The organism is Brevundimonas sp. Bb-A, assembly GCF_009394735.1.
GTDB classification, from domain to species: domain Bacteria; phylum Pseudomonadota; class Alphaproteobacteria; order Caulobacterales; family Caulobacteraceae; genus Brevundimonas; species Brevundimonas aurantiaca.
Map to the genome: position 1 here is coordinate 959,331 of NZ_CP045456.1, position 22,283 is coordinate 981,613.

Here is a 22,283-nt window from a genome sequence, read left to right on the forward strand (position 1 = left end):
TTCGCACCCTCCTTTCGTCATCCTCCGGGCCGCGCAGCGGAACCGGGGGACCCCCAACGTGGGCATGGGCCGCGAACCCCTGAACCTATGGCCGGACGGAATAGCCGTCCGTGGGGGAGACCCACATCACCGGCTGATTCAGGTCGGGGCGGGGGCGGCCGTCGATGAAGGCCTCGGCCAGCCAGCCCTCGCCCTGGGGCGTATAGCGGGTGCAGACTTCCGTCCCCAGCTGGGCGAAGGCGGCGCTCAGCTGACCCCGGAGCATCTCTGCCGTCTGGGGGTCGGCCGGCTGGCCGTCGATTGTGAAGACGGCGCCCTCAAGGCCGGTTAACGGCCCGCAGACTGCGCCGTCGCGGACGACAACGGGGGTTTGGTCCCGCATGACGATGAGCGGCGAGGGATTCAGCATCACCTCGGCTTGGTTCGAAATCGTCCCGTCCGCCGCAAAGCTGTAAGTCGCGATGGCGCCGCAGGTCTTTCGCGCCGCATCTGGCGAATGGCACTGCAGCCGGCCCTCGCGCGCCGGACCCAGTGGGTCGGCGGGTTGCTGTGGGGCGACTGCGGCGAGCGCGAAGGCGAGAGCGAGCGATATCACGGGGTCAGGCCCGCTTCTTCTTCGGCGCGGCCGGAACGTCTGCGGCCGTGACCAGACGCCCCTTCCAGCCGGGCGGCGGCAGGAACTTGCCGGACTTCTCCTCGCGCGTGCCTTCGCGCGCGATCCGGGCGGCGTCGCGCAGGGCCTTCAGGGTGGTTTCGCGGTCGAAGATGCTGCTCATTTCGGTCCCCAATCTAACAGATCGGGCTCGCCGTCGCTAACCCCATAGACCTCCCACTGGTCCACCAGCGGCTTATAGACCGTCTCCAGATAGTCGAGACTGAGCTGAAAGCGGCGGCGCAGCGTGTCTTCGGGAATGCCGTGTCCGCCCTGGGCGACCCGCCGCGCCACCCGCATGACCGAGAAGTCGGCCGAGGGCGGGCGCAGATAGACCAGTTCGACCCGGTATCCGGCGGCCCGCCAGCGACGGATGCGCCCGGCGTGAGATCGGGTCGCCAAGGTGGTCTCCAGAACAACATCGGCCCGTTCCGCAAACAGGGCCTCCAGCCGCTCCAGCACCAGTCGCCCCGCCGCCAGATCGCGCGAAGCGCCGTCGCCCTCCAGATCGCGCGCCACCTCGTCCGGATTCACGAACCGAAACGCCTCCGCCCGTTGGCGCAGGAAGCGGTTGATGAAGGTGGTCTTGCCGACGCCGTTCGGTCCGGCGAGGAGGACGAGGGTGGCATGTGTCCTAGTCGAACAGGCCTTGTTGATCGGGATCACCCGGCGCATCTTGCTCGACTATTTCATCAGGCGTGGTCCGAAGTTCTTCCGCTGCGGCAAAGTACCCTTCTGCAAATATTTCCAACATTTCTGTTTTCCGTGCGTCCGAAAGCAGGGGGACGTCGCTTGCGTGGATAATTTCTAACTGCCGCTCTCCGGAGCCCTTTGGAGCACTGAAATCCAAAATCTGAAAATCAGCTGCCTCAAGGTCTGGATCTTCTGCGAGTATCTCTTTGACCATTGTCACGAAGAGAGACAGTCGGTCTCCCGACAACGGATTAGATTTCCAGAAACTGAACCATGGAAAAATGAGGCCGCTGGTCCCCCCGTAGATTATGGGCGGGTCGAATGGAACCATCAATCCCCGACCAGCCGCGTAATAGCGACGGTCTACACTCATCACGTACTTTGGAGACTCATCCAGGAAATGTTCAGCGATGAGAGGGAGGAGTTCGAGGTAATAACCCCGAACTGTTTCTCTTTTGACCTTTGTTCGGATCGCAAACTCAATTTGCTCCTTCGGAACTCCGAGTAACAGCATGTCTCGAACAAAGCCGAACAAAATTTGGTAGCTAAAAGTAGGTGGGTTTCGTGCAAGACTCACCAATTCCCTCTGCACCTTTGCGGGCGTTTCTTGCCAATTACGAGCTAGGTGCTGAGCGGATGGGACTTTTAGCTTGGCCATGGTTTTGTCACTGCAGTGAGAAGGGGACAAACGCGTGCGAATAAAAGCGTACTATACTGTCTTCCTTGATCTTCATTCCTGGATTGACCACGCCTTTGTGGTTCCATGTTTCGTCCCAAGGCCCCCCCTCGGCGTGACTCAGCCGTACTAGATCGCTCGGTCGTAGTTGGCTGTAAAAGGAAACAACCTTCTCCAGAAGCGCGCGAGTTTCTGAGTCAAAATCATAATTCACGATTCGCAAAGAACCGGAAATGGGGTCTATCGACCTCGCGCGAGAAGTAATCGGCGCGCTGTCAAAAACTTTAAACTCTCGGTACAGGTACGGGAGAACGGGGCCGTATTCCCACGCTTCAAAAGAGTGTTTTATCAACGGCCTATGGAGCTCAATGAGGCTCCATACATGGCAAAAATAGACGATCTTTTGCAGAGATAAATTCGAGATCGGGCGTTCGATGTCGCCGCAGACATCGAGAACAAAGTTTGCAACTTGTCGGCCATCGTAGAGCATGGTGTTCCCTCTACGTTCTAATGACGAGCGTGCCGTTTTGCAACCATGCGGCGGCTAGACCTTCTGAAGATCGATAAAGATGCCTCTGGCATTGATCTCTTTTGCTAGCGCCAGAGCCACCTCCTTAACGTCCTCCTTGAACGGGATGTAGATTAGGCCTTGGATATCGGAAGGTCTCTCCATACTCACTTGGTCTTTCATGAGTATAGCAACCTTGTCTCGGCCTAATACCGAAAGCATCATCCCTAGCTCGAGGACGACATTCTGCCGAGCTCGGTAGGCGACTTCTTCGGGGTGATCCGACCGATGACCTTGGTCATCTGGGGTTGCCAGGACCACAGCAAAGCCCGCGTCTCGTCGAACGCTCTCTAGTTTCTCAATGATTGTTTGACCGCCTGACGTTAGTTGGTCCAGAATCAGGGGATTTAATCCCCAGCGGCGTAGCATCGCCTCGAGTTCGGTTCTGGCCTTGGGATCATGGCCGTAGACGACAAATACGTTCCTATTGGCAGCCGGCTTCTGAGGAGTTGTCGCTGGCGAGGCCGCAATCGCGGCTGGTGCCTGCCCAAACAGCGCCCGCATCTCCTGTTGGCGTTTGCCTTGGCATACCACCTTCCCGCTGTCGTAAACGCAGATGACTTCACCGCTTCCGCCGTCGAACCGCCAACCCGTGTCGTTGGCCATTCTTTCTTCGTTGAGAAGATCTATTGCGTTGTTTTGTAGAAGCTCCCGAACGGAGTCTCGAGTCCATGACATTGGTAGCACCTCCTGATCGCACGGTGTTCTCGTATAGCGCGATTGACCGGAGCGCCTAGACCTTCACCTCCACCACACCGCCCCCAGCCCTGAACCTCGCGCTCATCTCCGCCATCCCGGCCTCGGCCTCCGCCAGCGAACCGCCCGCGTCGTTCTGCGCCGCCGCCGCGTCGCGGATGTCCTGGCTGATCTTCATGCTGCAGAATTTGGGGCCGCACATGGAGCAGAAGTGGGCGGTCTTGTGGGCTTCCTTGGGCAGGGTCTCGTCGTGGTATTGGCGGGCGGTTTCGGGGTCCAGGCCGAGGTTGAACTGGTCCTCCCAGCGGAACTCGAACCGAGCGCGGCTCAGGGCGTCGTCGTGCAGGCGGGCGGCGGGGTGGCCCTTGGCCAGGTCGGCGGCGTGGGCGGCGATCTTATAGGTGATGACCCCGTCCTTGACGTCCTGACGGTCCGGCAGGCCCAGATGCTCCTTGGGCGTGACGTAGCAGAGCATGGCCGTGCCGAACCAGCCGATCATGGCCGCGCCGATGGCGCTGGTGATATGGTCGTAGCCCGGGGCGATGTCGGTGGTCAGCGGCCCCAGCGTATAGAAGGGCGCCTCGTGGCAGTGCTTCAGCTGCTCGTCCATATTCTGTTTGATCTTGTGCATCGGCACATGGCCGGGGCCTTCGATCATGACCTGGCAGCCCTTGGCCCAGGCGATCTGGGTCAGTTCGCCCAGGGTCCGCAGCTCGGCGAACTGGGCCTCGTCATTGGCGTCGGCGATCGAGCCGGGGCGCAGGCCGTCGCCCAGGCTGAACGAGACGTCATAGGCCCGCATGATGTCGCAGATGTCTTCGAAATGCTCATACAGGAAGCTCTCCCTGTGGTGGGCCAGGCACCATTTGGCCATGATGGAGCCGCCGCGCGAGACGATGCCGGTGACGCGTTTCGCCGTCATCGGCACGAAGGGCAGGCGCACCCCGGCGTGGATGGTGAAATAGTCGACGCCCTGTTCCGCCTGTTCGATCAATGTGTCGCGGAACACCTCCCAGGTCAGATCCTCGGCTATGCCGCCCACCTTCTCCAGCGCCTGATAGATGGGGACGGTGCCGATCGGGACGGACGAGTTCCTGATGATCCAGTCGCGGATGTTGTGGATGTTCCTGCCCGTCGACAGGTCCATGACGTTGTCCGCGCCCCAGCGGGTGGCCCAGACCAGCTTGTCGACCTCGTCGTCCACCGACGACAGCACCGCGCTGTTGCCGATGTTGGCGTTGATCTTCACCAGGAAGTTCCGGCCGATGATCATCGGCTCGACCTCGGGGTGGTTGATGTTGTGCGGGATGATGGCGCGGCCGCGGGCGATCTCGGAGCGCACGAACTCGGGCGTCACATAGTCGGGGATGCTGGCGCCGAAGGATTCGCCGTCGCGCTCCAGTGGCGAGTGGCGAGTGGCGAGTGGCGAGGAGGAAGAGGGGACAGGGACCGTCGTGCCATCGGCTAGGGTGATGGTGGAGGCGACGTCACTCGCCACTCGCCGCTCGCCACTCGCCACTGCCTCCCGCCGCAGGTTCTCCCGGATCGCCACATATTCCATCTCGGGCGTGATGATCCCGGCCTTGGCGTATTCGTACTGGGTGACGGGGCGGCCGGGCACGCCCTTGAAGACGCGGTGGTTGGAGGTGTCGAAGCGGGGGGCCAGGTGGCGGCCCGAGGCATGGCCGTTGTCCTCGGGCTTGACCTCGCGCGGGTTCAGGACGGGGGCGATGTCGCCGCGGTCCAGCTGCCAGCTGGTCTTCACATGCGGCAGGCCCTTCTTGATGTCGATCGTGACGTTCGGGTCGGTATAGGGGCCCGAGGAGTCATAGACGGTGACCGGCGGCTCGTTCGCCGACGGGTGCAGGGCGATCTCGCGGAAGGGGACGCGGATATCCGGATAGAGGACGCCCTGGACATAGACCTTCTTCGACCCGGCCCGTTCGCCGGTCGGGATACGGCCGGTCTCAGCCTCGACCGCCTTGCGCGCCTCGGCCAGGGCCAGATCCACATTGGGCTCTTCGGGCAGGGCGGGCGGGGTGACTTGGATGTTCATGGCGGCCTCAAACGGTTTGAGGTCCGCCGACGTCGGGCGCGAGGGTCCTGTGGCGCATGGACCTAAAGCGTACTCATCCCTTCGCCGGCATGACCCGGATCAGGTTCGACGGGTCAGAGGAGGAACCTCTATCTCAGCCGCTCGATTGCGACACCCCGGAGAACGGCCTCAGGGTGACGCCGGGGGAGGCGGACGTCAAGCCGGGCGGGCCGCGCCGGAAAAAGGCGCCCCTTCCCACAGGCTTAGCCATGAAACGGACTTGCCCCCCGGCGTCGGGACGGCCAAACCACGGGGGTGACTGTCCAATCCCTGATCATCGACTGCGACCCCGGCGTGGATGACGCCGCAGCGCTCTTCCTGGCCTTCGCCGCCCCCGAGCTGGAGCTGCTGGCCGTCACCACCGTCGGCGGCAACGTCCCCGCCCATCTGACCCAGCGCAATGCGCGCATGCTGCGCCAGATCGCCGGCCGAGAGGACGTGCCCGTCTTCGGCGGGGCCGAACGGCCGCTGAAACGCCCGCCCGCCGGCGCCGGCGAGTTCCACGGGCCGGAAGGGCTGGGCGACCTGGAGCCGTTCGAGCCTCACGGCATCATCGGCGACGGCCCGGCCGCCAACGCCATCGTCGACCTGGTGATGAAACGGCCCGCCGGATCGGTGGCGATCGCCGTCCTGGGGCCGATGACCAATCTGGCCCTGGCGATGAAGCGCGAACGGCGGCTGGCCGAACACCTGGGGCCGGTCGTGGTCATGGGCGGGGCGCGGTCGGAGGGCGGCAACATCACGGCTTCCGCCGAGTTCAACATCTGGGCCGACCCGGATGCGGCGGCCGTGGTCTTCGGCTCGGGCTGTCAGGTGATCGCCTTCGGCCTGGACGCGACGCATCAGGTGCGGGCGACCGAGGCCCGCATCCGCGCCATAGAGACGATCCGCACTGAACCGGCCCGCACCACCGCCGCCCTGCTGCGCTTTTCCCAGAGGACCGAACGGACCCTGGTCGGCTGGCCCAGCCCGGACTGGGGCGCCCCCCTGCACGACCCCTGTCCGATCGCCTGGCTGATGAAGCCCGACCTGTTCAGCCTGAAGCCCTGCCGGATCGAGGTCGAGACCGGATCGGACCTGACGCGCGGCCATACGGCGGTGGAGTTCCGGGTCGATCCGGAGACGGCCCGGCATCGCTGGGCGGTCGCGGCGGACGCTCAAGGGGTGTTCGACCTGATGGTTGAGACCCTGAAGGGCGCCCAAGGAGGGCGTGGGGGATGAGGATCACCGTCGTCGGCTCGATCAATCTGGACCTGGTGGCGACGGCGCCGCGCCTGCCGGCGCCGGGCGAGACGGTGACGGGGGCGACGCTCGCCCGCTATCCCGGCGGCAAGGGCGCCAACCAGGCCTATGCGGCCGAGAAACTGGGCGCCGAGGTCAGCCTGATCGGCCGGGTCGGAAACGACGCCATGGCGGGCGAGGCCCTGGCCCTGATGTCGGACCTGGGGGTCGATCTGGCGGGGGTGGAGGTCGATGTGGCGGCGCCCACGGGCGTCGCCCTGATCGCCGTCGATCCGGCCGGCGAGAACCAGATCGTGGTGGCGGCCGGGGCCAATCATCTGGTCACGCCCGAACAGCTGCCCCAGCGGATCGAGGGCGCCCTGATCGTGCAGCTGGAGCTGCCGATCGAGACGGTGGAGGCGGCGGTCGGGCGGGCGACCGGCTTCGTCTGCGCCAATCTGGCGCCGGCCGCCCCGGTGTCGGAGGCCCTGCTGCGCCGCGCCGATCTGATCGTGGTCAATGAGCCCGAGGCCGCCTTCTATGGGGAGGCCCTGCACCGGGGCGGCGGCCGGGTGGTGGTGACCCAGGGCGCTCGCGGGGCGGTGATGTATCAGCGCGGCGTTCAGACGGCCTGGGCCGAGCCGCCCGCCGTCCAGGCGGTGGATGCGACGGGCGCGGGCGACGCCTTCGTCGCCGCCATCACCGTGGCCCTGCTGGAGGGGATGGAGCCCGCGCAGGCGCTGCGCTTCGCCTGCGCGGCCGGGGCCTTTGCGGCGACGCGGCCGGGGGCCCAGCCGTCGGCGCCGGAACGGGATCAGGTCGAGGCGCTGCTGGGAGGGTGAGGGGGGCGGGCCCCCTCCGTCTCTTCGCTGCGCTCAGAGCCACCTCCCCCAAGGGGGGAGGATTGGGGTTGCCGCGGTGTTGCGGCTGTCGTTAGTCTGACACTTAAATCAGTGGGGACTTCAGACGATGATGATGCGTGTTCGCGGTTCCGGCCTTGCGCTGGCGGCGGTGTTGCTGGCCACGACGGCGAGCGGGGCCCTGGCCCAGTCCGCGGCGCCCGGCCAGACGACCTATCAGCAGCCGCCGTCCCCCATCGCCGACATTCTGGACGCCAAGCCGACGCCGTCGTCGATGCTGAGCCCGGACCGCAAGACCCTGGTCCTGATGGACCGGTCGAACCTGCCCAGCATCCAGGCCCTGGCCGAGCCGATGCTGCGGCTGGCGGGGTCGCGGATCAATCCCCGCAACAACGGGCCGGCCGAGAGCCGGGTCTCGTGGCTGACGGGGCTGACGCTTCAGGCCGTGGACGGGGGCCAGCCCCGGGTCGTGGCCCTGCCGGCGGGGGCGCGGTTCACGGGGGCCCGCTTCTCGCCCGATGCGAAACACCTGGCCTTCGTCATGGACCGGCCGACGGGGCTGGAGCTGTGGGTCGTGGACGTGGCGAGCGCGCAGGCGCGCAAGCTGACCGAGCCGGTGGTCAATATGACGGGCGGGGCCGGCTATGACTGGCTGCCGGACAGTTCGGGCCTGCTGGTCGAGGCGGTCCCGGCCGGGCGGGGGGCTGCGCCGGACGTGACGGCGGCGCCGACCGGGCCGAACATCGAGGAGACGGCCGGGCGCGCGGCGCCGGTCCGGACCTATCAGGACCTCTTGTCCAATCCGGGCGACGAGGCCCTGTTCGACCACTATTTCACCAGCCAGCTGACCCTGGTTCCGCTGAACGGCCGTGCACGGACGATCGGCGCCCCGGCCGTCTATCTGGACAGCGCCGTGTCGCCGGACGGCCGATACATCCTGCATGAGATCGCCAAGCGGCCCTATTCCTATGCGGTGCCGGCGGGCCTGTTCCCGACCGAGATCGTGGTGACGGACATGGCCGGTCGGGTGGTGCGGACCGTCGCCGACCTGCCGCTGAGGGACGATGTGCCGACCGCCTTCGACGCCGTGGCGCCGGGGCCGCGTTCCGTGGGCTGGCGGGCCGATGCGCCGGCGACCCTGACCTGGGTCGAGGCCCTGGACGGCGGGGACATCCGCCGCGAGGCCGAGTTCCGCGACCGGGTCTTCATGCAGGCCGCCCCCTTCACGGCCGAGCCGGTCAAGCTGATCGACCTGAAGGAGCGGTACGCCGGGATCGTCTGGGGCAAGGATGACTTGGCTGTGGTCAACAGCCGCTGGTTCAACACCCGGCATGAGAGCCGCTTCCTGGTCGATCCGTCCAATCCCGGCGCGGGCCGGCTGCTGCTGGAGCGGAACTATCAGGCCCGCTACGACAATCCGGGCCAGCCGGTGACCCAGCCCAATGCGGCGGGACGTCCGGTGATCCGCTTCACCCCCGACGGCAAGATCCTGATGCAGGGGGCCGGCGCCACGCCCCAGGGCGAATTCCCCTTCCTGGCCGCCTTGGACCCGGCGACGGGGCGCAGCGAACGCCTATGGACCTCGGCCCAGGGCGATTACGAATTTGTGGTCGGCTTCCTGGACGCGGACGGCAGGCGGGTGGTGACCCAGCGCGAGACGCGGCTGGACCCGCCGAACCTGCAGATCCGCGACCTGACGACGGGCCAGACCACGGCCCTGACCAACTTCCCCGATCCGGCGCCGCAGCTGGCCGGGGCGACGCGCCAGCTGGTGACCTATGAGCGGGCCGACGGGGTCAAGCTGTCGGGAACCCTGTATCTGCCGGCCGGCTACGACAAGGATCGCGAGGGGCCCTTGCCCATGCTGATGTGGGCCTATCCGGCCGAGTTCACCGATGCGGCGGTGGCGGGCCAGACGGTGGATGTGCAGAACCGGTTCGTGCGGCCGGGCGGGTCCAGCCATCTGTTCCTGCTGACCCAGGGCTATGCGATCTTCGACAATCCTTCCATGCCCATCATCGGCAAGGACGGGGCCGAGCCGAACGACACCTATGTGCAGCAGCTGGTCGCCGACGCCCAGGCCGCGGTCGATGCGGTGGTCGGCATGGGGGTGGCGGACCGCGACCGGATCGCCGTCGGGGGCCACAGCTACGGCGCCTTCATGACGGCGAACCTGCTGGTTCACAGCGACCTGTTCAGGACCGGGATCGCGCGGTCGGGCGCCTATAACCGCACCCTGACCCCGTTCGGCTTCCAGTCGGAACAGCGCAACTATTGGGAGGCGACCGAGGTCTATACGGAGATGTCGCCCTTCACCTACGCCGACCGGATGAATGAGCCGATCCTGCTGATCCACGGCGAGGCCGACGACAACTCCGGCACCTTCCCGGTCCAGTCCGAGCGTTTCTATGCGGCGCTGAAGGGGCTGGGGGCGACGGCGCGTTACGTCACCCTGCCGCTGGAGGCGCACGGATACCGCGCGCGGGAATCGGTGGGCCACACCCTGTGGGAGATGACCCGTTGGCTGGACCTGTACGTGAAGAACGCGCCGCCGAAACCGGCGGCGAACTGAGCGATCAGGGCCTGGACGCCGCAGCTTCGGCTGCGGCGTTGACGGCGGCGAGGCGAGCGTCCTGTTCCGCCTGGGGCGGGACGCCGAAGACGGCCCGCAAGCTGTCGGGGACCAGGGCGCGATCGTAAGGTTCCAGGGTGGCCGGGGCGTCGCGGGTCTTGCGGGTCTGGGTGCCGTAGATCTGGGGCTTGTCCGTCATCTGCAGATAGCGGTCCAGGGTGGCGGCGGCGATCCAGGCGGCGTCCGCATCGCCCTTGGCCACCGCTGCGACGGCCAGGCTGTGGGCCAGCAGATAGTCCTCGGGCGTCGAGCCGTGCTGGAAGACGAAGGCGGCGGCGCGATAGTCGGCGCCGGTCTTCAGCGCCCCGGCGTCCAGCAGGGCGCGGGTCTGAACGCGCCGGGCGGCGTCGGCGGCGTGCATCTGCTCGACGAAGGCGCGGTCGCGAAACTTCTGGGGGTCGATGTTCTGGCGGACGGCCTGGTCGGCGGCGAAGATGGCCGCCATTTCGGCATTGTCCTGCCCCCGGGCGTTGTCGGATGGGGCGTCCTGGGCGAAGGCCGGGGCGGCGAAGGCGAGGACGACGGCCGACATGGCGGCGGCCAAGGACGGGCGGGACAGGCGCATGGTAATCTCCGCTGAAGCTTGGGCCGGGATTGGCGCTCGGCTTTGCGGCGGAAAACGGGCGCCGGAATTACCGTCTCTTCACGGGCGAACGATCAGCCGCACCACCTCCCCGGCGTGAAGCCGGTCGAAGCCGGCGTTGATCTCGTCCAGGGGGATGACGCCGCTCATCAGACGGTCCACCGGCAGGCGGCCCTGGCGGTACAGGGCGACGTAGCGGGGGATGTCGCGGCTGGGGACGCAGGTTCCGATGTAGGAGCCCTTCAGGGTGCGTTCCTCCCCGACCAGGGAGACAATGTTGACGGCGAGCGCCGCCTCGGGCGGGGGCAGGCCGGCGGTGACGGTGGTTCCGCCGCGCCGGGTCATCTTCCAGGCGTTCTCCAGGGCGCGGGCCGAGCCGGCCATTTCGAAGGCGAAGTCGGCGCCGCCGTCGGTCAGGGCGCGGACCTGATCCACCGCATCGGGATCGGCGGCGTTGACGGTCTGGACCGGACCCAGGCTGCGCGCCAGGGCCAGCTTGTCCTCGGACAGATCGACGGCGATCACGGGCGAGGCGCCGCAGGCCAGGGCGCCCAGGACGCTGGCCAGGCCCACGCCGCCCAGGCCGACGACCACGACGCTCTGGCCCGCCTTGACCCCGGCGGTGTTCACCACGGCGCCGACCCCGGTCAGGACGGCGCAGCCGAACAGGGCCGCCTCTTCGAACGACAGCTCCGGGTCGATCTTCACCAGGGACCGGCGCGAGACCACGGCCCGTTCGGCGAAGGCGGAGCAGCCCAGGTGGTGGTTGACCGGCTCGCCTTCGCGAAAGAGGCGGCGGGCGCCGGACAGAAGCTCGCCCCGGCCGTTGGCGGCGGCGCCGGGCTCGCACAGGGCGGGACGGCCGCCGGCGCACGGGTCGCAATGGCCGCAGGAGGGCATGAAGACCATGACGACGTGATCGCCGACAGCCAGGTCCGTGACGCCGTCGCCCAGGGCCTCGACCACGCCTGCGGCCTCATGCCCCAGGGCCATGGGCAGGGGGCGGGGACGGTCGCCGTTGATGACGCTGAGGTCCGAGTGGCACAGGCCGGCGGCCTTGACGGCGACCCGCACCTCGCCGGGGCCGGGCGGGTCGAGCGTCACCGTCTCGAGCGACAGGGGGCGGCTGTCGGCGTAGGGAAGGGCGGCGTCGCTCCTCGACAAAACGGCCGCGCGGGTCGTGATGCTCATAGTCAAGCTTCTCCTTGCGCTATCGCCGAGGACGCGGTCGTCAGCCGCCTGAGCGCTTGTGATCGTCCGCCTACCGATAGGCGCTTGACGCAACGTCGTCCAAGCCCGAGCGTCACCTGGACGGCGACACGGACGATCGCCGGGGAGGATGATGACGATGCCGAAGACGGAACTGGGCGCCCTGGCCGAACGCGCGACCTATCGCGCCTTTCACATGGTCTCGACCCGCTGGGCCGACAACGACCAGTACGGCCATATCAACAACGCCAAATTCTACGAGTTCGTGGACTCGGCGGTGAACGCCCATCTGCTGATCGCCGACGCCCTGAACGAGTCCATCGGCCTGGTGGTGGACAGCGGCTGCCGATACACCTCGGCCCTGAAGTTTCCCGATGTGATCGAGGTCGGGATCAAGGTCGACCGGATCGGCACCTCCAGCGTCACCTACGGCTTTGCGGTGTTCAAGCGCAGCGTCGACATCCCCGCCGCCGTCGGCCATTTCGTCCACGTCTATGTCGACGCCGAAACCCGCCGGCCCAAGCCCCTGCCCGCCAAGCTGAGGGCGGTGGTGGAGAATCTGAAGGCGGGGTGAGGCCGCGCTGACAGGTCGTATTACCGAAGCTTCATTGGCCCCGTGCGGGGCGGCGTGGTGGACTGGGGGCCTATCGGAGCAGCTCGCATGACGTTTCGCCTTCCTGTCGGTTCGGCCGCCGCCCTTGCGCTGGCCTGCGTCGCCGTCTGGACGCCGCTCGCCGCCTGTTCGGCCCAGCCTGTCCAGAGCGCGGCGACGGAGCCCTCACAGGGGACGGCGATCTTGGGCGAAGCGGCGATCCTGGCGGCGGCCGCCGCGGAGGTGACGCCGCTGATGGCGGATGGGCGCTATCAATCCGTGTCGGGCGCCGTGGTCTATCAGGGGCGGGTCCATACCTTCCACTACGGCCGATCGCCGTCCGGGCGGGCGCCGGACGACCAAACCCTTTATGAGATCGGCTCCCTGACCAAGACCTTCACCGGCCTGCTGCTGGCCCAGGCGGTGCGGGACGGCAAGGTCGCGTTGGACGCGCCGGCCGCCCTCTATCTGCCGCAGGTCGATCCCTCGCGGCTGACCCGCAACGGCAAGCCCGTCACCGTCCGTCATCTCGCCACCCACATGTCGGGCCTGCCGATGCTGCTGGCGTGCGAAGACCAGGCAGCCGATCCGGCCCGCATCGCCTGTCTGGCGGCCCATGACGATCGGGATTTTCTGAGGCGGCTGAACGCGGTCGAGCTGCGGTCCGATCCCGGTGAAACCTATCTGTACAGCAACGCCGGCGCCCGGCTGATCGGTCTGATTCTGGAACGGATCTACGGCGCCCCCTATCCCGAACTGGTGCGGCGGTTCCTTCAGGCCCGCGACGGAGCGATCGACGTTCGATGCGGCGCTGCGGTCGAGGATCCCGCGCGTCTGGCGGTGCGCGACCGGGCCGCCGAAACCTGCGACGGGGCCGGCGGCCTGGTCGCCACGACCGCCGACATGGGGCGATATCTCGCCCTCTATTTCGACCGGCGGGACCCGATCCCTGCCCAGGCTACGACGCCCCTGTTCCAGGACGGCGACTTCGGCCGCGCCTATTTCTGGAACACCTACAGACCCGAAACCGAGGGGCAGCTGTACCATGGCGGCGGCACCTTCAACACCTCGTCCTGGATCTCGCTTTATCCGCGCCAGGGCCTGGCCGTCTTTCTGATCTCGCCAACGGTGGCTGAGGGCGCCCAAGGCGCGCTGAACGAAAGGGCCAACGCCATTGCCGACCGCGTTCGAGCGGCGGCGGGCGAGCCGGGGCGGTAAGGGGGGCGATCAGGACGGCGCCAGGACAGGCCAATCTCAGGCGGATGCGGCGGCGCGGATGGCCGAGGCGATCTCGTCTTCGCTGCGTCCGCCGTTGATGGCGATGCGCCCGCCGAAGACGAAGTGGGGAACGGACCTCACCCCGGCCGCCATTGAGCGCGCCGCCTCCTGTTCGACGTGTCGATGCTGCTCGGGATCGAGCGCGATCGCGCGGGCTTCTTCGCGTTCGAACCCATGGTTCACGGCGATATCCGCCAGGACATCGGGGTCCGAAATGTTCATCGCCCCCAGGAAGTGAGCGTCGGTGATCGCGACCGCCAGCCGGTGCTGCGCGCCTCGGGCTCGCGCCGCCAGGATCAGCCCGTGCGCCGGCTGCGTCCTGTAGGTCCAGAGCTGGCGGCTCAGATCGAGGTCGAGCCCCGAGGCCCTCGCCTCCGCCTCGGGCCGAGCGAATGACGCCTTCGGATCCGTCACGCCGTAGCGGGACAGCAGAAGATCGGGAATGTAGAGGCCTTCCGCCGGCGCATCGGGGAGCAGAAGCACCGGATGCTGGCGGATATCGACGTCCAGATCAGGAAAACACTCCTCCAGAACCTTGTCGAGGCGGTGATGTCCGACGATGCACCAGGGACAGGTGATCTCGGCGTAAAGGTCGATCTGCAACATTTTGGGGTCCCTTCCGCCAGGCGTCGTCAGGCGGCCCGTTCCAGGACCGAGCGAACCTGGGCTTCCGTCGCGGCGACGGCGGCCTTGGCCGCCTCGGGCCCGAAGACGGTGCCTTCCACACGGATGAGTTCGACGTCGGTCAGGCCGATGAAGCCCAGGAGATGGCGCAGATTGCCGGTCTGGAAATCAAAGGGCGCCCAGTCGCCTTCAGAGAAGACGCCGCCTGTGGCGGTGACGAGATAGACCTTCTTGCCGGTCAGGAAGCCCCACGGCCGGCCGTCTTCGCCGTAGCCGAAGGTCACGCCGGGCCAGGTGATGTGATCGAACCAGGCCTTGAGCTGCGAGGAGGGGCCGAAATTGATCATGCCCGAACCCAAGACGATCACGTCGGCGGCCTTCACCTCATCGACGAGTTCATGGGCGAGGGCGACCGCTGCAGCCTGTTCGGGCGTGCGCGCCTCTGGGGGCGTGACGCGGCCGTGGATATAGGCCTGAGTAATATGGGGCGGCGGGTTGGCGGTGAGATCCCGCGTCAGAAGGGCGCCGCCCGAGCGGGCCTTCAGGCCTTCGGCGATCTCGGTCGCGAAACGGGTGGAGAGGCTTTCTGCGCCCCGAGGGCTGGACGTCACGAGGAGGATGCGGGTCATGATGGCTCCGATGGAAAGAGTAGTGAAATCTTGTTACCAACACTATTAAAGTGACCCCCTCCGTCGCCCGCAAGAAGGCACTCCGATGACCCTTAGTGACATTGATTTTCCCACCCCCGGGGAAGGGAGCGACTGTCGGATGGTTCGTGAAATCCTCGATCTCATCGGCGACAAATGGACCCTGTACATCATCGCGACGCTCAAGGACGGCCCTGTGCGGTTCAATGAACTGCGGCGTCGCATCGACGGCATTTCACAACGGATGCTGACGATTAACCTGCGCGGCCTGGAACGTGACGGGCTGGTGAAGCGGACCTTGTTTCCCACCATTCCGCCGCGCGTCGATTACGAGCTGACGGATGTCGGGCGGACGCTGCTCGCGCCCGTGATGGAGCTCGTGACGTGGGCGGATCAAAATCAGGACAGCATCAAGGGCGCCCGCCTCCGATACGACGCCGGCTAGGAGATCTGGGATATTCCCGGCCGGGACAGGCGTCGCCGCCCTAGCCAATCCGCTCTGCGCGTGAGAACGTTCCCACAAAAGCGCGTGGAGGAACGCCATGAGGACGGGATGGATCGCGGCCTTGGCCGCGAGCGCGGTGCTTTGCGCCGGCGGCGCGGCGGCCCAGACGGCGGCCCAGACGGCGGCCCAGACGGGCGGTTTCCTGCGGGCGGAGGGGGCGCGGATCGTCGATGAGACGGGGCGGCCCGTTGTTCTGCGCGGCATGGGTCTGGGCGGCTGGGTGCTGCAGGAAGGCTATATGCTTCAGCTCGGCGCCCTGGGTCAGCAGCATGTGATCCGGGGGCGGATCGCCGATCTGATCGGCGAGGAGAAGACCGAAGCCTTCTACGCCGCCTGGCGCGCCAACCATACGACCAAGGCCGACATCGACGCCATGGGGCGCTGGGGATTCAACTCGGTGCGGCTGCCGATGCATTACGACCGGCTGACCCTGCCGGTGGATCAGGAGCCGGTTCCGGGGCGGGACACCTGGAAGGAGGAGGGCTTCGCCGAGATCGACGCCCTGCTGGCCTGGGTCAAGGCCAATGGGATGTACCTGATCCTGGACCTGCACGCCGCGCCGGGCGGGCAGGGGAGCGACCTGGCCATATCGGACCGGGATCCGGCAAAGCCGTCGCTGTGGGACAGCGCGGAGAACCGCAGGAAGACCGTGGCCCTGTGGCGGCGGCTGGCCGAACGCTATGCGGACGAGCCGGCCATCGGCGCCTATGACCTGATCAACGAACCGAACTGGGATTTCGAAAAGCCCGGCGGCGGCCACGGCTGCGAGGAGACGACCAACGCCCCGCTGCGGTCGCTGATGATGGAGATCACGGCGGCGATCCGCGAGGTCGATCAGCGGCACATGATCGTCATCGAGGGGAACTGCTGGGGCAACAACTATCGCGGCGTCACGCCTCTGTGGGACGACAATACGGTCATCAGCTTCCACAAATATTGGAACGCGACTGACCGGGCCTCGATCGCCGAGATGCTGCGGTTGAGGGAGGAGACCGGCGCGCCGCTGTGGCTGGGCGAATCCGGCGAGAACTCCAACACCTGGTTCACGCAGACCGTGGCCCTGGTCGAGGGCGAGGGGATCGGCTGGGCCTTCTGGCCGCTGAAGAAGATCGGCTTCAACCAGCCGCTGGAGATCAAACCCAATCCCGGCTGGGCGCGGCTGGTCGCCTATTGGACCGGCAAGGGAGAGCGGCCGTCGGCGGCGGAGGCGGAGGCGACCCTGATGCAGCTGGCGACCCAGGACGTCCGGTTCGAGAACACCGTCAAACATCGCGACGTGGTCGACGCCCTGCTGCGCCGGCCCCATTCGGACGCGGCGGTCCCCTTTGCCGATCACCGCATCGGGACGTCGGGGGCGACGATCCGGGCGGCGGACTATGACCTGGGCCGGGCGGGCGCGGCCTGGTCGGATGTCTATGATTCCGACATCGACGGGCCGGGTGAGCGCGTGCCCTGGTGGAACACCGGCCGGACCTTCAGGAACGACGGGGTGGACATCGCCCTGGTCGAGGGCGAGCCGGTGGTGGCCGAGTTCGAGACAGGGGAGTGGTTGCGCTATACGGTGACGGCCGAGACGGCCGGGACGCGGGCGCTTACGGTGGTCGGAACCGGCGGCCGGGTGTCGGTGTCGCTGAACGGAGGGAAGGCGACGGCGATTGATCTTCCGGCGGGCGACGGCTGGGGCCAGGCGACGACGCCGGCCCTGCCCTTCCTGGAAGGGACCAACACCCTGATCGTGCGGGCGGAGGATTGCGCGGCCTGCCGGGTGAGGGCGTTGCGCGTGGAGCCTTGAACGGCGGACCTCAGGACGGGGGCCTGGGCCGGCTCGGCGCCGGAGGCTCCTCGTCGTGAGAGACGCGCTCCACCAGGACCGGACTCGGCGCATCCCTCGTGGCCGAGCTCTTGGCGCCGGCGACGACGCGGACGGCGACAGGCCGGCCGTCGTCGGAACGCCTCGGATGAAAGAACAGGCTGAACATCGGCGCCCCCCTCGGCTGTGCTGAAGGGCAGATGGGGCGAGGCGTCGTCGCTTCAAGGTTAAACGGCGAAGACCCTTATGGTTCGGGCGTCGCTGCGCGCCACGGCCTGCTTCTTCCCCGCAGGCGAGGGGCTGGAGGGTGACTTCAGTCGTCCAGCTGTCCCGTCAGGAACAGAACGCCGACGGCGGTCAGGGCGCCCAGGGTGAAGGCGGCGATGATGGAGCCGGCGGCGACGGCGGCGGGGACGGTGACGGGGCGGGTCTCGTACCATTCGACGATGTCGGCCTCGTGCAGGTCGTCGTCGGCGCGGCCCTCGGCTTCATAGATGTCGGTCGCGTTCATCGGGGGTTCCTTATCGGCTTGAGGGATCAATACCCCCAAATGGTTGAGGTTCCACTGCGCTTCTTCGTCCGCCGCCGCATCGTGACAGCCTGCCGCGCATCGGCTAGGAGGCGCGGCTCAGGTTTCAGACTGTCGAAGACGATCCCCATGGCCGGCCACTCGAAATTCAAGAACATCATGCACCGCAAGGGGCGCGCCGACGCGCAGCGCTCCAAGCTGTTCTCCAAATTGTCGCGCGACATCACCGTGGCGGCCAAGTCGGGCCTGCCGGACCCGGCGGCCAATCCGCGCCTGCGCCTGGCCATCAACAACGCCAAGGCCGAAAGCCTGCCCAAGGACGTGATCCAGCGGGCGATCAACAAGGCCTCGGGCGGCGACGTCGATACGATGGAAGAGGTCCGCTACGAGGGCCGGGGCCCCGGCGGCGTCGGCATCATCGTGGAAGCCCTGACCGACAACCGCAACCGCGCGGCGTCGAACATCGGCACGGCCTTCAAGAAGAACGGCGGCGCCCTGGGCGAGATGAACTCGGTCGCCTTCATGTGGGACAAGGTGGGCAAGATCGTCTATCCGGCCGAGGCCGGCAGCGAGGACGCCGTGATGGAGGCCGCCATCGAGGCCGGCGCCCAGGACGTCGAGAGCGATCTGGTCAAGCCGGACATCTATGAGGACGCGCCGGGCCACACCATCTGGACCGCCTTCGAGGACCTGAACGAGGTGGCCGAGGCCATGTCCAAGGTGCTGGGCGACCCCAAGTCCACCGCCATCGTCTGGAAGCCCCAGTCGGAGGTGACGGTGACGGGCGAGGCGGTCGGAACCCTGTTCAAACTGCTGGACGCCCTGGACGCCGAAGACGACGTCTCGGCCGTCTATTCCAACGAGGATATTTCCGACGAGGATGCGGCGAAATACGCCGGCTGATCGGCGAACGCGGGTCTCGACTTGGGTGCGCCTCGCGCTTAACCTTTCGTCAACGCTTGGGGCGCGGCTGATTCGACCTGGGGTCGAGCCGGCTGGCCGGAGCGAAGACGGAGGGGCGCGATCATGAAGTTGACCAGAATAGACCGGGTTCTGTCCCGCGGCGGCAAGGCCCAGAGCAATGAGGCCCCGGCCGCCGCCCCGGTTTCCCGGGCGGAGGAGCAGGACGTCGCCGGCCTGATCGGCGAACGGTTCGAAACCATCCAGGACAGTCTGGATCAGCTGGCCGAAATGGCCCAGCGGTTCGGGACCTTCGAGACCCTGCTGGGTCAGCTGCGCGATCCGCTGGAGGCCGAGTTCCGGTCGCGGCGCGACAACCACGTCGAACTGGTCAATCTGCGCAACGCCCATGACGAGGCGGCCCGGCAGCTGGGTCTGGCCAACGCCGAGGTCCGCCGCCTGTCCGAGGCCCTGGCGGAGGCCGAGGCCAAGGTGGACGATCTGGAGGCGCGCGGCGCCGAGAGCGCGGCCAATCTGCAGGAGGCCCGGGTCGAGATCGGCCGGCTGCGCGCCGACCTGGCCCAGTCCGCCACCCGGATCGAAGGCTTCGAAGCGGTCGATCGCGCCGCCGTCCAGCGCATCCGCGAACTGGAGCAGGACCAGGAATCGCTGCGTCTCCAGCTGACCCAGGCCGAGACGGCGCGGTCCGAGCTGGAGGCCGCCCGCGCCCAGATCCAGCGCGACCATGCCCTGGTGCTGGAAGAGAACACCGTGCTGCGCCGCCGCGTGGACGAGGTGGGGACCGAGGTGGCCGCCCTGGCGCGGGCCGCGGCGACCGGCGAGGGCCAGCTGGCGACCGAACGCGCCCGCGCCGCCTCCGAACAGGCCGAGGCCGCCCGCGCCATCCGCACTCTGGAAAGCCAGGTCGAGGCCGCCCGCGCCGAGGCCGCCTCCCTGACCGCGCGCCTGGACACGGCCACGGCCCGGGCCAACGGCCTGGAGGTGCTGAACAGCGAACTGACCTCGCGCCTGGGCGAGCTTCAGACCGGGGGCCATGCGGCCGAGCGCCGGGCGGACACGCTGCAGATCAATCTGGACCGCGCCGTCGAGCGGGTGCGCGCCCTGGAGAGCGAGATCGAGGAGGCGCGTCAGCGTCAGGCCGCCATGGAGGTCGCCCGCGTGGCGGCCGTGGACCGCGCCGACGCCCTGGCCAAGGCGGCCGCCGGCCACGACAAGGCCATCGCCCGCGCCGAGGACCGGATGGTCAAGCTGCAGGCCAAGCTGAGCGCGGCGCAGGACGAGCATGAGAAGCGCGTCCAGACCCTGAACCAGCAGATCAGCGCCCTGCGCGAAGATCTGGAAAGCGTGCGGGCCGAGGCCGCCATGTCGGCCGCCGCCCTGGACGCCGCCCGTCGGGGCCGGGGCGGCCGTCCCAGCATCGCCGACGCCGCCGCCCAGCTTCAGGCCATCGTCGGCTGATCGTCCGAAATAGGACGCGCCCGGAACATTCGGGCGCTCCCGTCGCTTGATCGGCATGATGAGCGACCTGTTGAACGGCGCGCTCTGGCCGATCCTCGGGGCGGTCGTCGCCGGCGGGACGATCGGGCTGGAGCGCGAATGGCGCGGCCGCGCGGCCGGGTTCAGAACCCACATCCTGGTCAGTCTGGCCTCGGCCCTTCTGATGCTGGCGGCCATGCGCCAGGCCGACTGGGCGTTCCGCGCCCTGCCGGATGAGAACATCGTCACCGATCCGACGCGGATGGCCCATGGGGTGCTGACCGGCATCGGCTTTCTGTGCGCCGGAGTGATCTTCCGCACCGGATTTTCCGTGCACGGCCTGACCACGGCCGCCTCCCTGTGGATCACCTCGGCCATAGGGCTGCTGTTCGGGGCGGGGCTTTACGGCCTGGGCGCCTTGGGGACTGGGGTGACGGCCCTGATCCTGGGGGGACTGCGGCTGATCGACCTGCGCCTGCCCGACCGCAAGGTGGTGGATGTGGTCGTGGTCTGGGACCGGGCGGCCCCGTCGCCGGAGGATCAGGTCCAGGCGGCCATTCGCGCCATCGACCCCCAAGCCCATTCCGGGCGGCTGGAGCTGATCCACGACGGGCGCAGAATCCGGCGATCCTGGCGGCTGAAGGCGTCGACGGACGATGAGCTGGAGCGGCTGGCCGGCCTGTTGTGCGCCGCGCCGGGCGTCGCCGCCTATCGGTTGAATCCGCGCGACGGCTGAGCGGGGCGGGAACCGTCGCGGGCCGCGCGGATTAGCGGGGGGACCGTCAGACCCGCCATGCCCGGCGCCGGTCCGGTCGAAGGATGCAGACCCCGATGGACATCACCCAGCTGATCTTGGACGACCACGCCGAACAGCGCCGCCTGTTCTCGATCATCGAACAGATCGACCCGAAGGACGTGGACGCCCTGAGCGCGGTCTGGCTGAGGCTGTCGGCCTTTCTGGACGTCCATGCCGAGGCCGAGGAGCGGTTCTTCTATCCCGACCTGATCAAGCTGGGCGAAGGCGCCAATGACGCCGACGACGGGACGGTGGAGGGCGAGACCGAAGACGCCATCGAGGACCACAACAAGCTGCGCGATGCGGTCAAGGCGGTGGAACAGCATCCGGTCGGCAGCCCGGCCTGGTTCGCGGCGGTGGGCCGGGCCAATGTGGTCAACTCCAAACATATGGGCGAGGAGGAGCGGCAGGGGCTGACCGACTTCCGCCTGAACGCCGACCTTGACCTCCGCCACGACCTGGCGGTCAGGTTCGCCGCCTTTGAGGCCGAACACATCACCGGGGTGAAGCCGGTCAACAAGGACCCGGAAACCTATGTGGAGGCCCACGGCTGAGGTCGATGGGGCCGGGTTTCTGACCCGCAGATCAAGCTGTTCATTGCCCGCTAACCCTCTTTGCGGCATGAGGGGAACGGATGGCGAACGAAACAGTCAGAATCATCGGCCTGGACCCCGGTCTGCGACGCACCGGCTGGGGCGTGATCACAGCCGACGGCGCGCGCCTGCGCTGGGTCGCGCACGGGGTGGTGGCCCCGCCCGAGGCCGCGCCCTTTTCCGAACGGCTGCTGTTCCTGTTCGAGGCCCTGGGGACGATCTGCGCCGACCACGGCTGCGAGGAGGCGGCGGTGGAAGAGGTGTTCGTCAATGTGAACCCGTCCTCGACCCTGAAGCTGGGCCATGCCCGGGCGGCGGTGATGCTGGCGCCGGCCCAAAGGGGCTTGAGGGTCGCGGAATATTCGCCGAACCTGATCAAGAAGGCGGTGGTCGGGGCCGGTCACGCCGACAAGAGCCAGATCGCCTTCATGATCAAACGACTGCTGCCGACCGCCGGGGATGTGAAGGCGGACGCCGCCGACGCCCTGGCCGTGGCGATCACCCATGCGCAACTGAGGAAACGGTCCTTGCTGGAAGCCATGCACCGGGGGGCGGCGTGAGGCGCGACATTGAAATCCTCCCCCCTTGGGGGAGGGGGACCGCTCCGAAGGGTGGTGGAGGGGCCTG

24 protein-coding genes and 1 riboswitch are annotated in these 22,283 nt (G+C 67.5%); of the genes, 12 read left to right on the plus strand and 12 right to left on the minus strand.

Translation table 11 applies throughout. From position 1 onward, the window contains the following. Positions 1 to 85: 85 nt before the first annotated feature. The 7 genes from BSP_RS04725 to thiC form a co-directional block, all read right to left on the minus strand. The gene (locus tag BSP_RS04725; protein WP_152949468.1) at positions 86 to 595 is read right to left on the minus strand and encodes a hypothetical protein; all 510 of its coding nucleotides are present in this window, start codon (positions 593 to 595) and stop codon (positions 86 to 88) included. Between the two features lie 4 nt (positions 596 to 599). After that, positions 600 to 776 carry a hypothetical protein gene (locus tag BSP_RS04730; RefSeq protein ID WP_152949469.1) on the minus strand — a complete coding sequence of 59 codons (177 nt, stop codon included), beginning with the start codon at positions 774 to 776 and terminating at the stop codon, positions 600 to 602. Continuing rightward, on the minus strand, positions 773 to 1,318 hold the full coding sequence (locus BSP_RS04735; RefSeq protein WP_194167002.1) for an AAA family ATPase: 546 nt from the start codon (positions 1,316 to 1,318) through the stop codon (positions 773 to 775). The genes BSP_RS04730 and BSP_RS04735 overlap by 4 nt, the downstream gene beginning before the upstream one ends. Continuing rightward, on the minus strand, positions 1,287 to 2,003 hold the full coding sequence (locus BSP_RS04740) for a hypothetical protein (protein ID WP_152949471.1): 717 nt from the start codon (positions 2,001 to 2,003) through the stop codon (positions 1,287 to 1,289). Before BSP_RS04740 ends, BSP_RS04735 begins: the two co-directional genes overlap by 32 nt. A gap of 7 nt (positions 2,004 to 2,010) precedes the next feature. Continuing rightward, positions 2,011 to 2,511 carry a Panacea domain-containing protein gene (locus tag BSP_RS04745; protein ID WP_152949472.1) on the minus strand — a complete coding sequence of 167 codons (501 nt, stop codon included), beginning with the start codon at positions 2,509 to 2,511 and terminating at the stop codon, positions 2,011 to 2,013. Between the two features lie 54 nt (positions 2,512 to 2,565). Beyond that, positions 2,566 to 3,195, minus strand: coding sequence for a TIR domain-containing protein (locus BSP_RS04750; protein ID WP_227976040.1), 630 nt, complete (start codon positions 3,193 to 3,195; stop codon positions 2,566 to 2,568). A gap of 127 nt (positions 3,196 to 3,322) precedes the next feature. Then, positions 3,323 to 5,341, minus strand: a complete 2,019-nt coding sequence (gene thiC, locus BSP_RS04755) for a phosphomethylpyrimidine synthase ThiC (protein WP_227976041.1) — start codon at positions 5,339 to 5,341, stop codon at positions 3,323 to 3,325. Positions 5,342 to 5,399: 58 nt separating this feature from the next. Continuing rightward, positions 5,400 to 5,509, minus strand: a riboswitch (TPP riboswitch). Positions 5,510 to 5,635: 126 nt separating this feature from the next. Between thiC and BSP_RS04760 the strand changes: the two genes are divergently transcribed. The 3 genes from BSP_RS04760 to BSP_RS04770 all read left to right on the plus strand — a co-directional run bounded on the left by BSP_RS04760 (position 5,636) and on the right by BSP_RS04770 (position 10,033). Continuing rightward, positions 5,636 to 6,601, plus strand: coding sequence for a nucleoside hydrolase (locus BSP_RS04760; RefSeq protein WP_152949474.1), 966 nt, complete (start codon positions 5,636 to 5,638; stop codon positions 6,599 to 6,601). After that, the gene (locus BSP_RS04765) at positions 6,598 to 7,443 is read left to right on the plus strand and encodes a ribokinase (RefSeq protein ID WP_152949475.1); all 846 of its coding nucleotides are present in this window, start codon (positions 6,598 to 6,600) and stop codon (positions 7,441 to 7,443) included. Before BSP_RS04760 ends, BSP_RS04765 begins: the two co-directional genes overlap by 4 nt. Before the next feature lie 127 nt (positions 7,444 to 7,570). Beyond that, complete coding sequence (locus BSP_RS04770) at positions 7,571 to 10,033, plus strand: prolyl oligopeptidase family serine peptidase (protein WP_152949476.1); 2,463 nt, start codon at positions 7,571 to 7,573, stop codon at positions 10,031 to 10,033. A gap of 4 nt (positions 10,034 to 10,037) precedes the next feature. On the opposite strand, the gene BSP_RS04775 is transcribed toward BSP_RS04770, so the two are convergent. Together BSP_RS04775 and BSP_RS04780 are read right to left on the minus strand one after the other, a co-directional pair. Next, positions 10,038 to 10,658 (minus strand): hypothetical protein, encoded by a 621-nt coding sequence (locus BSP_RS04775; protein WP_054764692.1) that lies wholly within the window; start codon positions 10,656 to 10,658, stop codon positions 10,038 to 10,040. Between the two features lie 78 nt (positions 10,659 to 10,736). Beyond that, a complete protein-coding gene (locus tag BSP_RS04780; protein WP_152949477.1) occupies positions 10,737 to 11,867 on the minus strand; it encodes a zinc-dependent alcohol dehydrogenase family protein in 1,131 nt (376 codons plus the stop codon). A gap of 157 nt (positions 11,868 to 12,024) precedes the next feature. Here BSP_RS04780 and BSP_RS04785 point away from each other — a divergent pair, with 157 nt between their 5' ends. Further along, positions 12,025 to 12,459 carry a thioesterase family protein gene (locus BSP_RS04785; RefSeq protein ID WP_152949478.1) on the plus strand — a complete coding sequence of 145 codons (435 nt, stop codon included), beginning with the start codon at positions 12,025 to 12,027 and terminating at the stop codon, positions 12,457 to 12,459. 87 nt (positions 12,460 to 12,546) lie between these two features. Further along, positions 12,547 to 13,695 (plus strand): serine hydrolase, encoded by a 1,149-nt coding sequence (locus tag BSP_RS04790; RefSeq protein ID WP_054764694.1) that lies wholly within the window; start codon positions 12,547 to 12,549, stop codon positions 13,693 to 13,695. Positions 13,696 to 13,731: 36 nt separating this feature from the next. Here the strand turns inward: BSP_RS04790 and BSP_RS04795 are convergent, their stop codons facing one another. Both BSP_RS04795 and BSP_RS04800 read right to left on the minus strand, forming a co-directional pair. Beyond that, positions 13,732 to 14,361: a DsbA family oxidoreductase gene (locus tag BSP_RS04795; protein ID WP_054764695.1), complete on the minus strand. Its 630-nt coding sequence runs from the start codon at positions 14,359 to 14,361 to the stop codon at positions 13,732 to 13,734. A gap of 26 nt (positions 14,362 to 14,387) precedes the next feature. After that, entirely contained in the window at positions 14,388 to 15,008 is a 621-nt protein-coding gene (locus BSP_RS04800) for an FMN-dependent NADH-azoreductase (RefSeq protein ID WP_054764696.1), read from the minus strand. 139 nt (positions 15,009 to 15,147) lie between these two features. On the opposite strand from BSP_RS04800, the gene BSP_RS04805 reads away from it, so the two are divergent. Next, positions 15,148 to 15,471, plus strand: a complete 324-nt coding sequence (locus BSP_RS04805) for a helix-turn-helix domain-containing protein (RefSeq protein ID WP_197273343.1) — start codon at positions 15,148 to 15,150, stop codon at positions 15,469 to 15,471. A gap of 97 nt (positions 15,472 to 15,568) precedes the next feature. After that, the gene (locus BSP_RS04810; RefSeq protein ID WP_152949479.1) at positions 15,569 to 17,323 is read left to right on the plus strand and encodes a cellulase family glycosylhydrolase; all 1,755 of its coding nucleotides are present in this window, start codon (positions 15,569 to 15,571) and stop codon (positions 17,321 to 17,323) included. Between the two features lie 331 nt (positions 17,324 to 17,654). Here BSP_RS04810 and BSP_RS04815 read toward each other — a convergent pair whose 3' ends face one another. After that, the gene (locus BSP_RS04815; protein WP_152949480.1) at positions 17,655 to 17,852 is read right to left on the minus strand and encodes a hypothetical protein; all 198 of its coding nucleotides are present in this window, start codon (positions 17,850 to 17,852) and stop codon (positions 17,655 to 17,657) included. Positions 17,853 to 17,999: 147 nt separating this feature from the next. Here BSP_RS04815 and BSP_RS04820 point away from each other — a divergent pair, with 147 nt between their 5' ends. The 5 genes from BSP_RS04820 to ruvC all read left to right on the plus strand — a co-directional run bounded on the left by BSP_RS04820 (position 18,000) and on the right by ruvC (position 22,216). Next, positions 18,000 to 18,773 (plus strand): YebC/PmpR family DNA-binding transcriptional regulator, encoded by a 774-nt coding sequence (locus BSP_RS04820; RefSeq protein ID WP_152949481.1) that lies wholly within the window; start codon positions 18,000 to 18,002, stop codon positions 18,771 to 18,773. A 123-nt stretch (positions 18,774 to 18,896) separates the two neighbouring features. Next, entirely contained in the window at positions 18,897 to 20,249 is a 1,353-nt protein-coding gene (locus BSP_RS04825) for a hypothetical protein (RefSeq protein WP_152949482.1), read from the plus strand. 70 nt (positions 20,250 to 20,319) lie between these two features. Next, entirely contained in the window at positions 20,320 to 21,003 is a 684-nt protein-coding gene (locus BSP_RS04830; RefSeq protein ID WP_370513373.1) for an MgtC/SapB family protein, read from the plus strand. A gap of 83 nt (positions 21,004 to 21,086) precedes the next feature. Then, on the plus strand, positions 21,087 to 21,617 hold the full coding sequence (locus BSP_RS04835) for a hemerythrin domain-containing protein (protein ID WP_227976042.1): 531 nt from the start codon (positions 21,087 to 21,089) through the stop codon (positions 21,615 to 21,617). An 80-nt stretch (positions 21,618 to 21,697) separates the two neighbouring features. Next, on the plus strand, positions 21,698 to 22,216 hold the full coding sequence (gene ruvC, locus BSP_RS04840; RefSeq protein ID WP_152949485.1) for a crossover junction endodeoxyribonuclease RuvC: 519 nt from the start codon (positions 21,698 to 21,700) through the stop codon (positions 22,214 to 22,216). The last annotated feature ends 67 nt before the right edge of the window (positions 22,217 to 22,283 follow it).

What these genes read in the sequence shown, in the direction of transcription:
- BSP_RS04730 (WP_152949469.1), bottom strand. Translation starts at nt 776, where the DNA reads ATGAGCAGCATCTTCGACCGCGAAACCACCCTGAAGGCCCTGCGCGAC.
- BSP_RS04740 (WP_152949471.1), bottom strand. Translation starts at nt 2,003, where the DNA reads ATGGCCAAGCTAAAAGTCCCATCCGCTCAGCACCTAGCTCGTAATTGG.
- BSP_RS04745 (WP_152949472.1), bottom strand. Translation starts at nt 2,511, where the DNA reads ATGCTCTACGATGGCCGACAAGTTGCAAACTTTGTTCTCGATGTCTGC.
- BSP_RS04750 (WP_227976040.1), bottom strand. Translation starts at nt 3,195, where the DNA reads ATGGCCAACGACACGGGTTGGCGGTTCGACGGCGGAAGCGGTGAAGTC.
- thiC (WP_227976041.1), bottom strand. Translation starts at nt 5,341, where the DNA reads ATGAACATCCAAGTCACCCCGCCCGCCCTGCCCGAAGAGCCCAATGTG.
- BSP_RS04765 (WP_152949475.1), top strand. Translation starts at nt 6,598, where the DNA reads ATGAGGATCACCGTCGTCGGCTCGATCAATCTGGACCTGGTGGCGACG.
- BSP_RS04770 (WP_152949476.1), top strand. Translation starts at nt 7,571, where the DNA reads ATGATGATGCGTGTTCGCGGTTCCGGCCTTGCGCTGGCGGCGGTGTTG.
- BSP_RS04775 (WP_054764692.1), bottom strand. Translation starts at nt 10,658, where the DNA reads ATGCGCCTGTCCCGCCCGTCCTTGGCCGCCGCCATGTCGGCCGTCGTC.
- BSP_RS04780 (WP_152949477.1), bottom strand. Translation starts at nt 11,867, where the DNA reads ATGAGCATCACGACCCGCGCGGCCGTTTTGTCGAGGAGCGACGCCGCC.
- BSP_RS04785 (WP_152949478.1), top strand. Translation starts at nt 12,025, where the DNA reads ATGCCGAAGACGGAACTGGGCGCCCTGGCCGAACGCGCGACCTATCGC.
- BSP_RS04790 (WP_054764694.1), top strand. Translation starts at nt 12,547, where the DNA reads ATGACGTTTCGCCTTCCTGTCGGTTCGGCCGCCGCCCTTGCGCTGGCC.
- BSP_RS04795 (WP_054764695.1), bottom strand. Translation starts at nt 14,361, where the DNA reads ATGTTGCAGATCGACCTTTACGCCGAGATCACCTGTCCCTGGTGCATC.
- BSP_RS04800 (WP_054764696.1), bottom strand. Translation starts at nt 15,008, where the DNA reads ATGACCCGCATCCTCCTCGTGACGTCCAGCCCTCGGGGCGCAGAAAGC.
- BSP_RS04805 (WP_197273343.1), top strand. Translation starts at nt 15,148, where the DNA reads ATGGTTCGTGAAATCCTCGATCTCATCGGCGACAAATGGACCCTGTAC.
- BSP_RS04810 (WP_152949479.1), top strand. Translation starts at nt 15,569, where the DNA reads ATGAGGACGGGATGGATCGCGGCCTTGGCCGCGAGCGCGGTGCTTTGC.
- BSP_RS04815 (WP_152949480.1), bottom strand. Translation starts at nt 17,852, where the DNA reads ATGAACGCGACCGACATCTATGAAGCCGAGGGCCGCGCCGACGACGAC.
- BSP_RS04820 (WP_152949481.1), top strand. Translation starts at nt 18,000, where the DNA reads ATGGCCGGCCACTCGAAATTCAAGAACATCATGCACCGCAAGGGGCGC.
- BSP_RS04825 (WP_152949482.1), top strand. Translation starts at nt 18,897, where the DNA reads ATGAAGTTGACCAGAATAGACCGGGTTCTGTCCCGCGGCGGCAAGGCC.
- BSP_RS04835 (WP_227976042.1), top strand. Translation starts at nt 21,087, where the DNA reads ATGCAGACCCCGATGGACATCACCCAGCTGATCTTGGACGACCACGCC.
- ruvC (WP_152949485.1), top strand. Translation starts at nt 21,698, where the DNA reads ATGGCGAACGAAACAGTCAGAATCATCGGCCTGGACCCCGGTCTGCGA.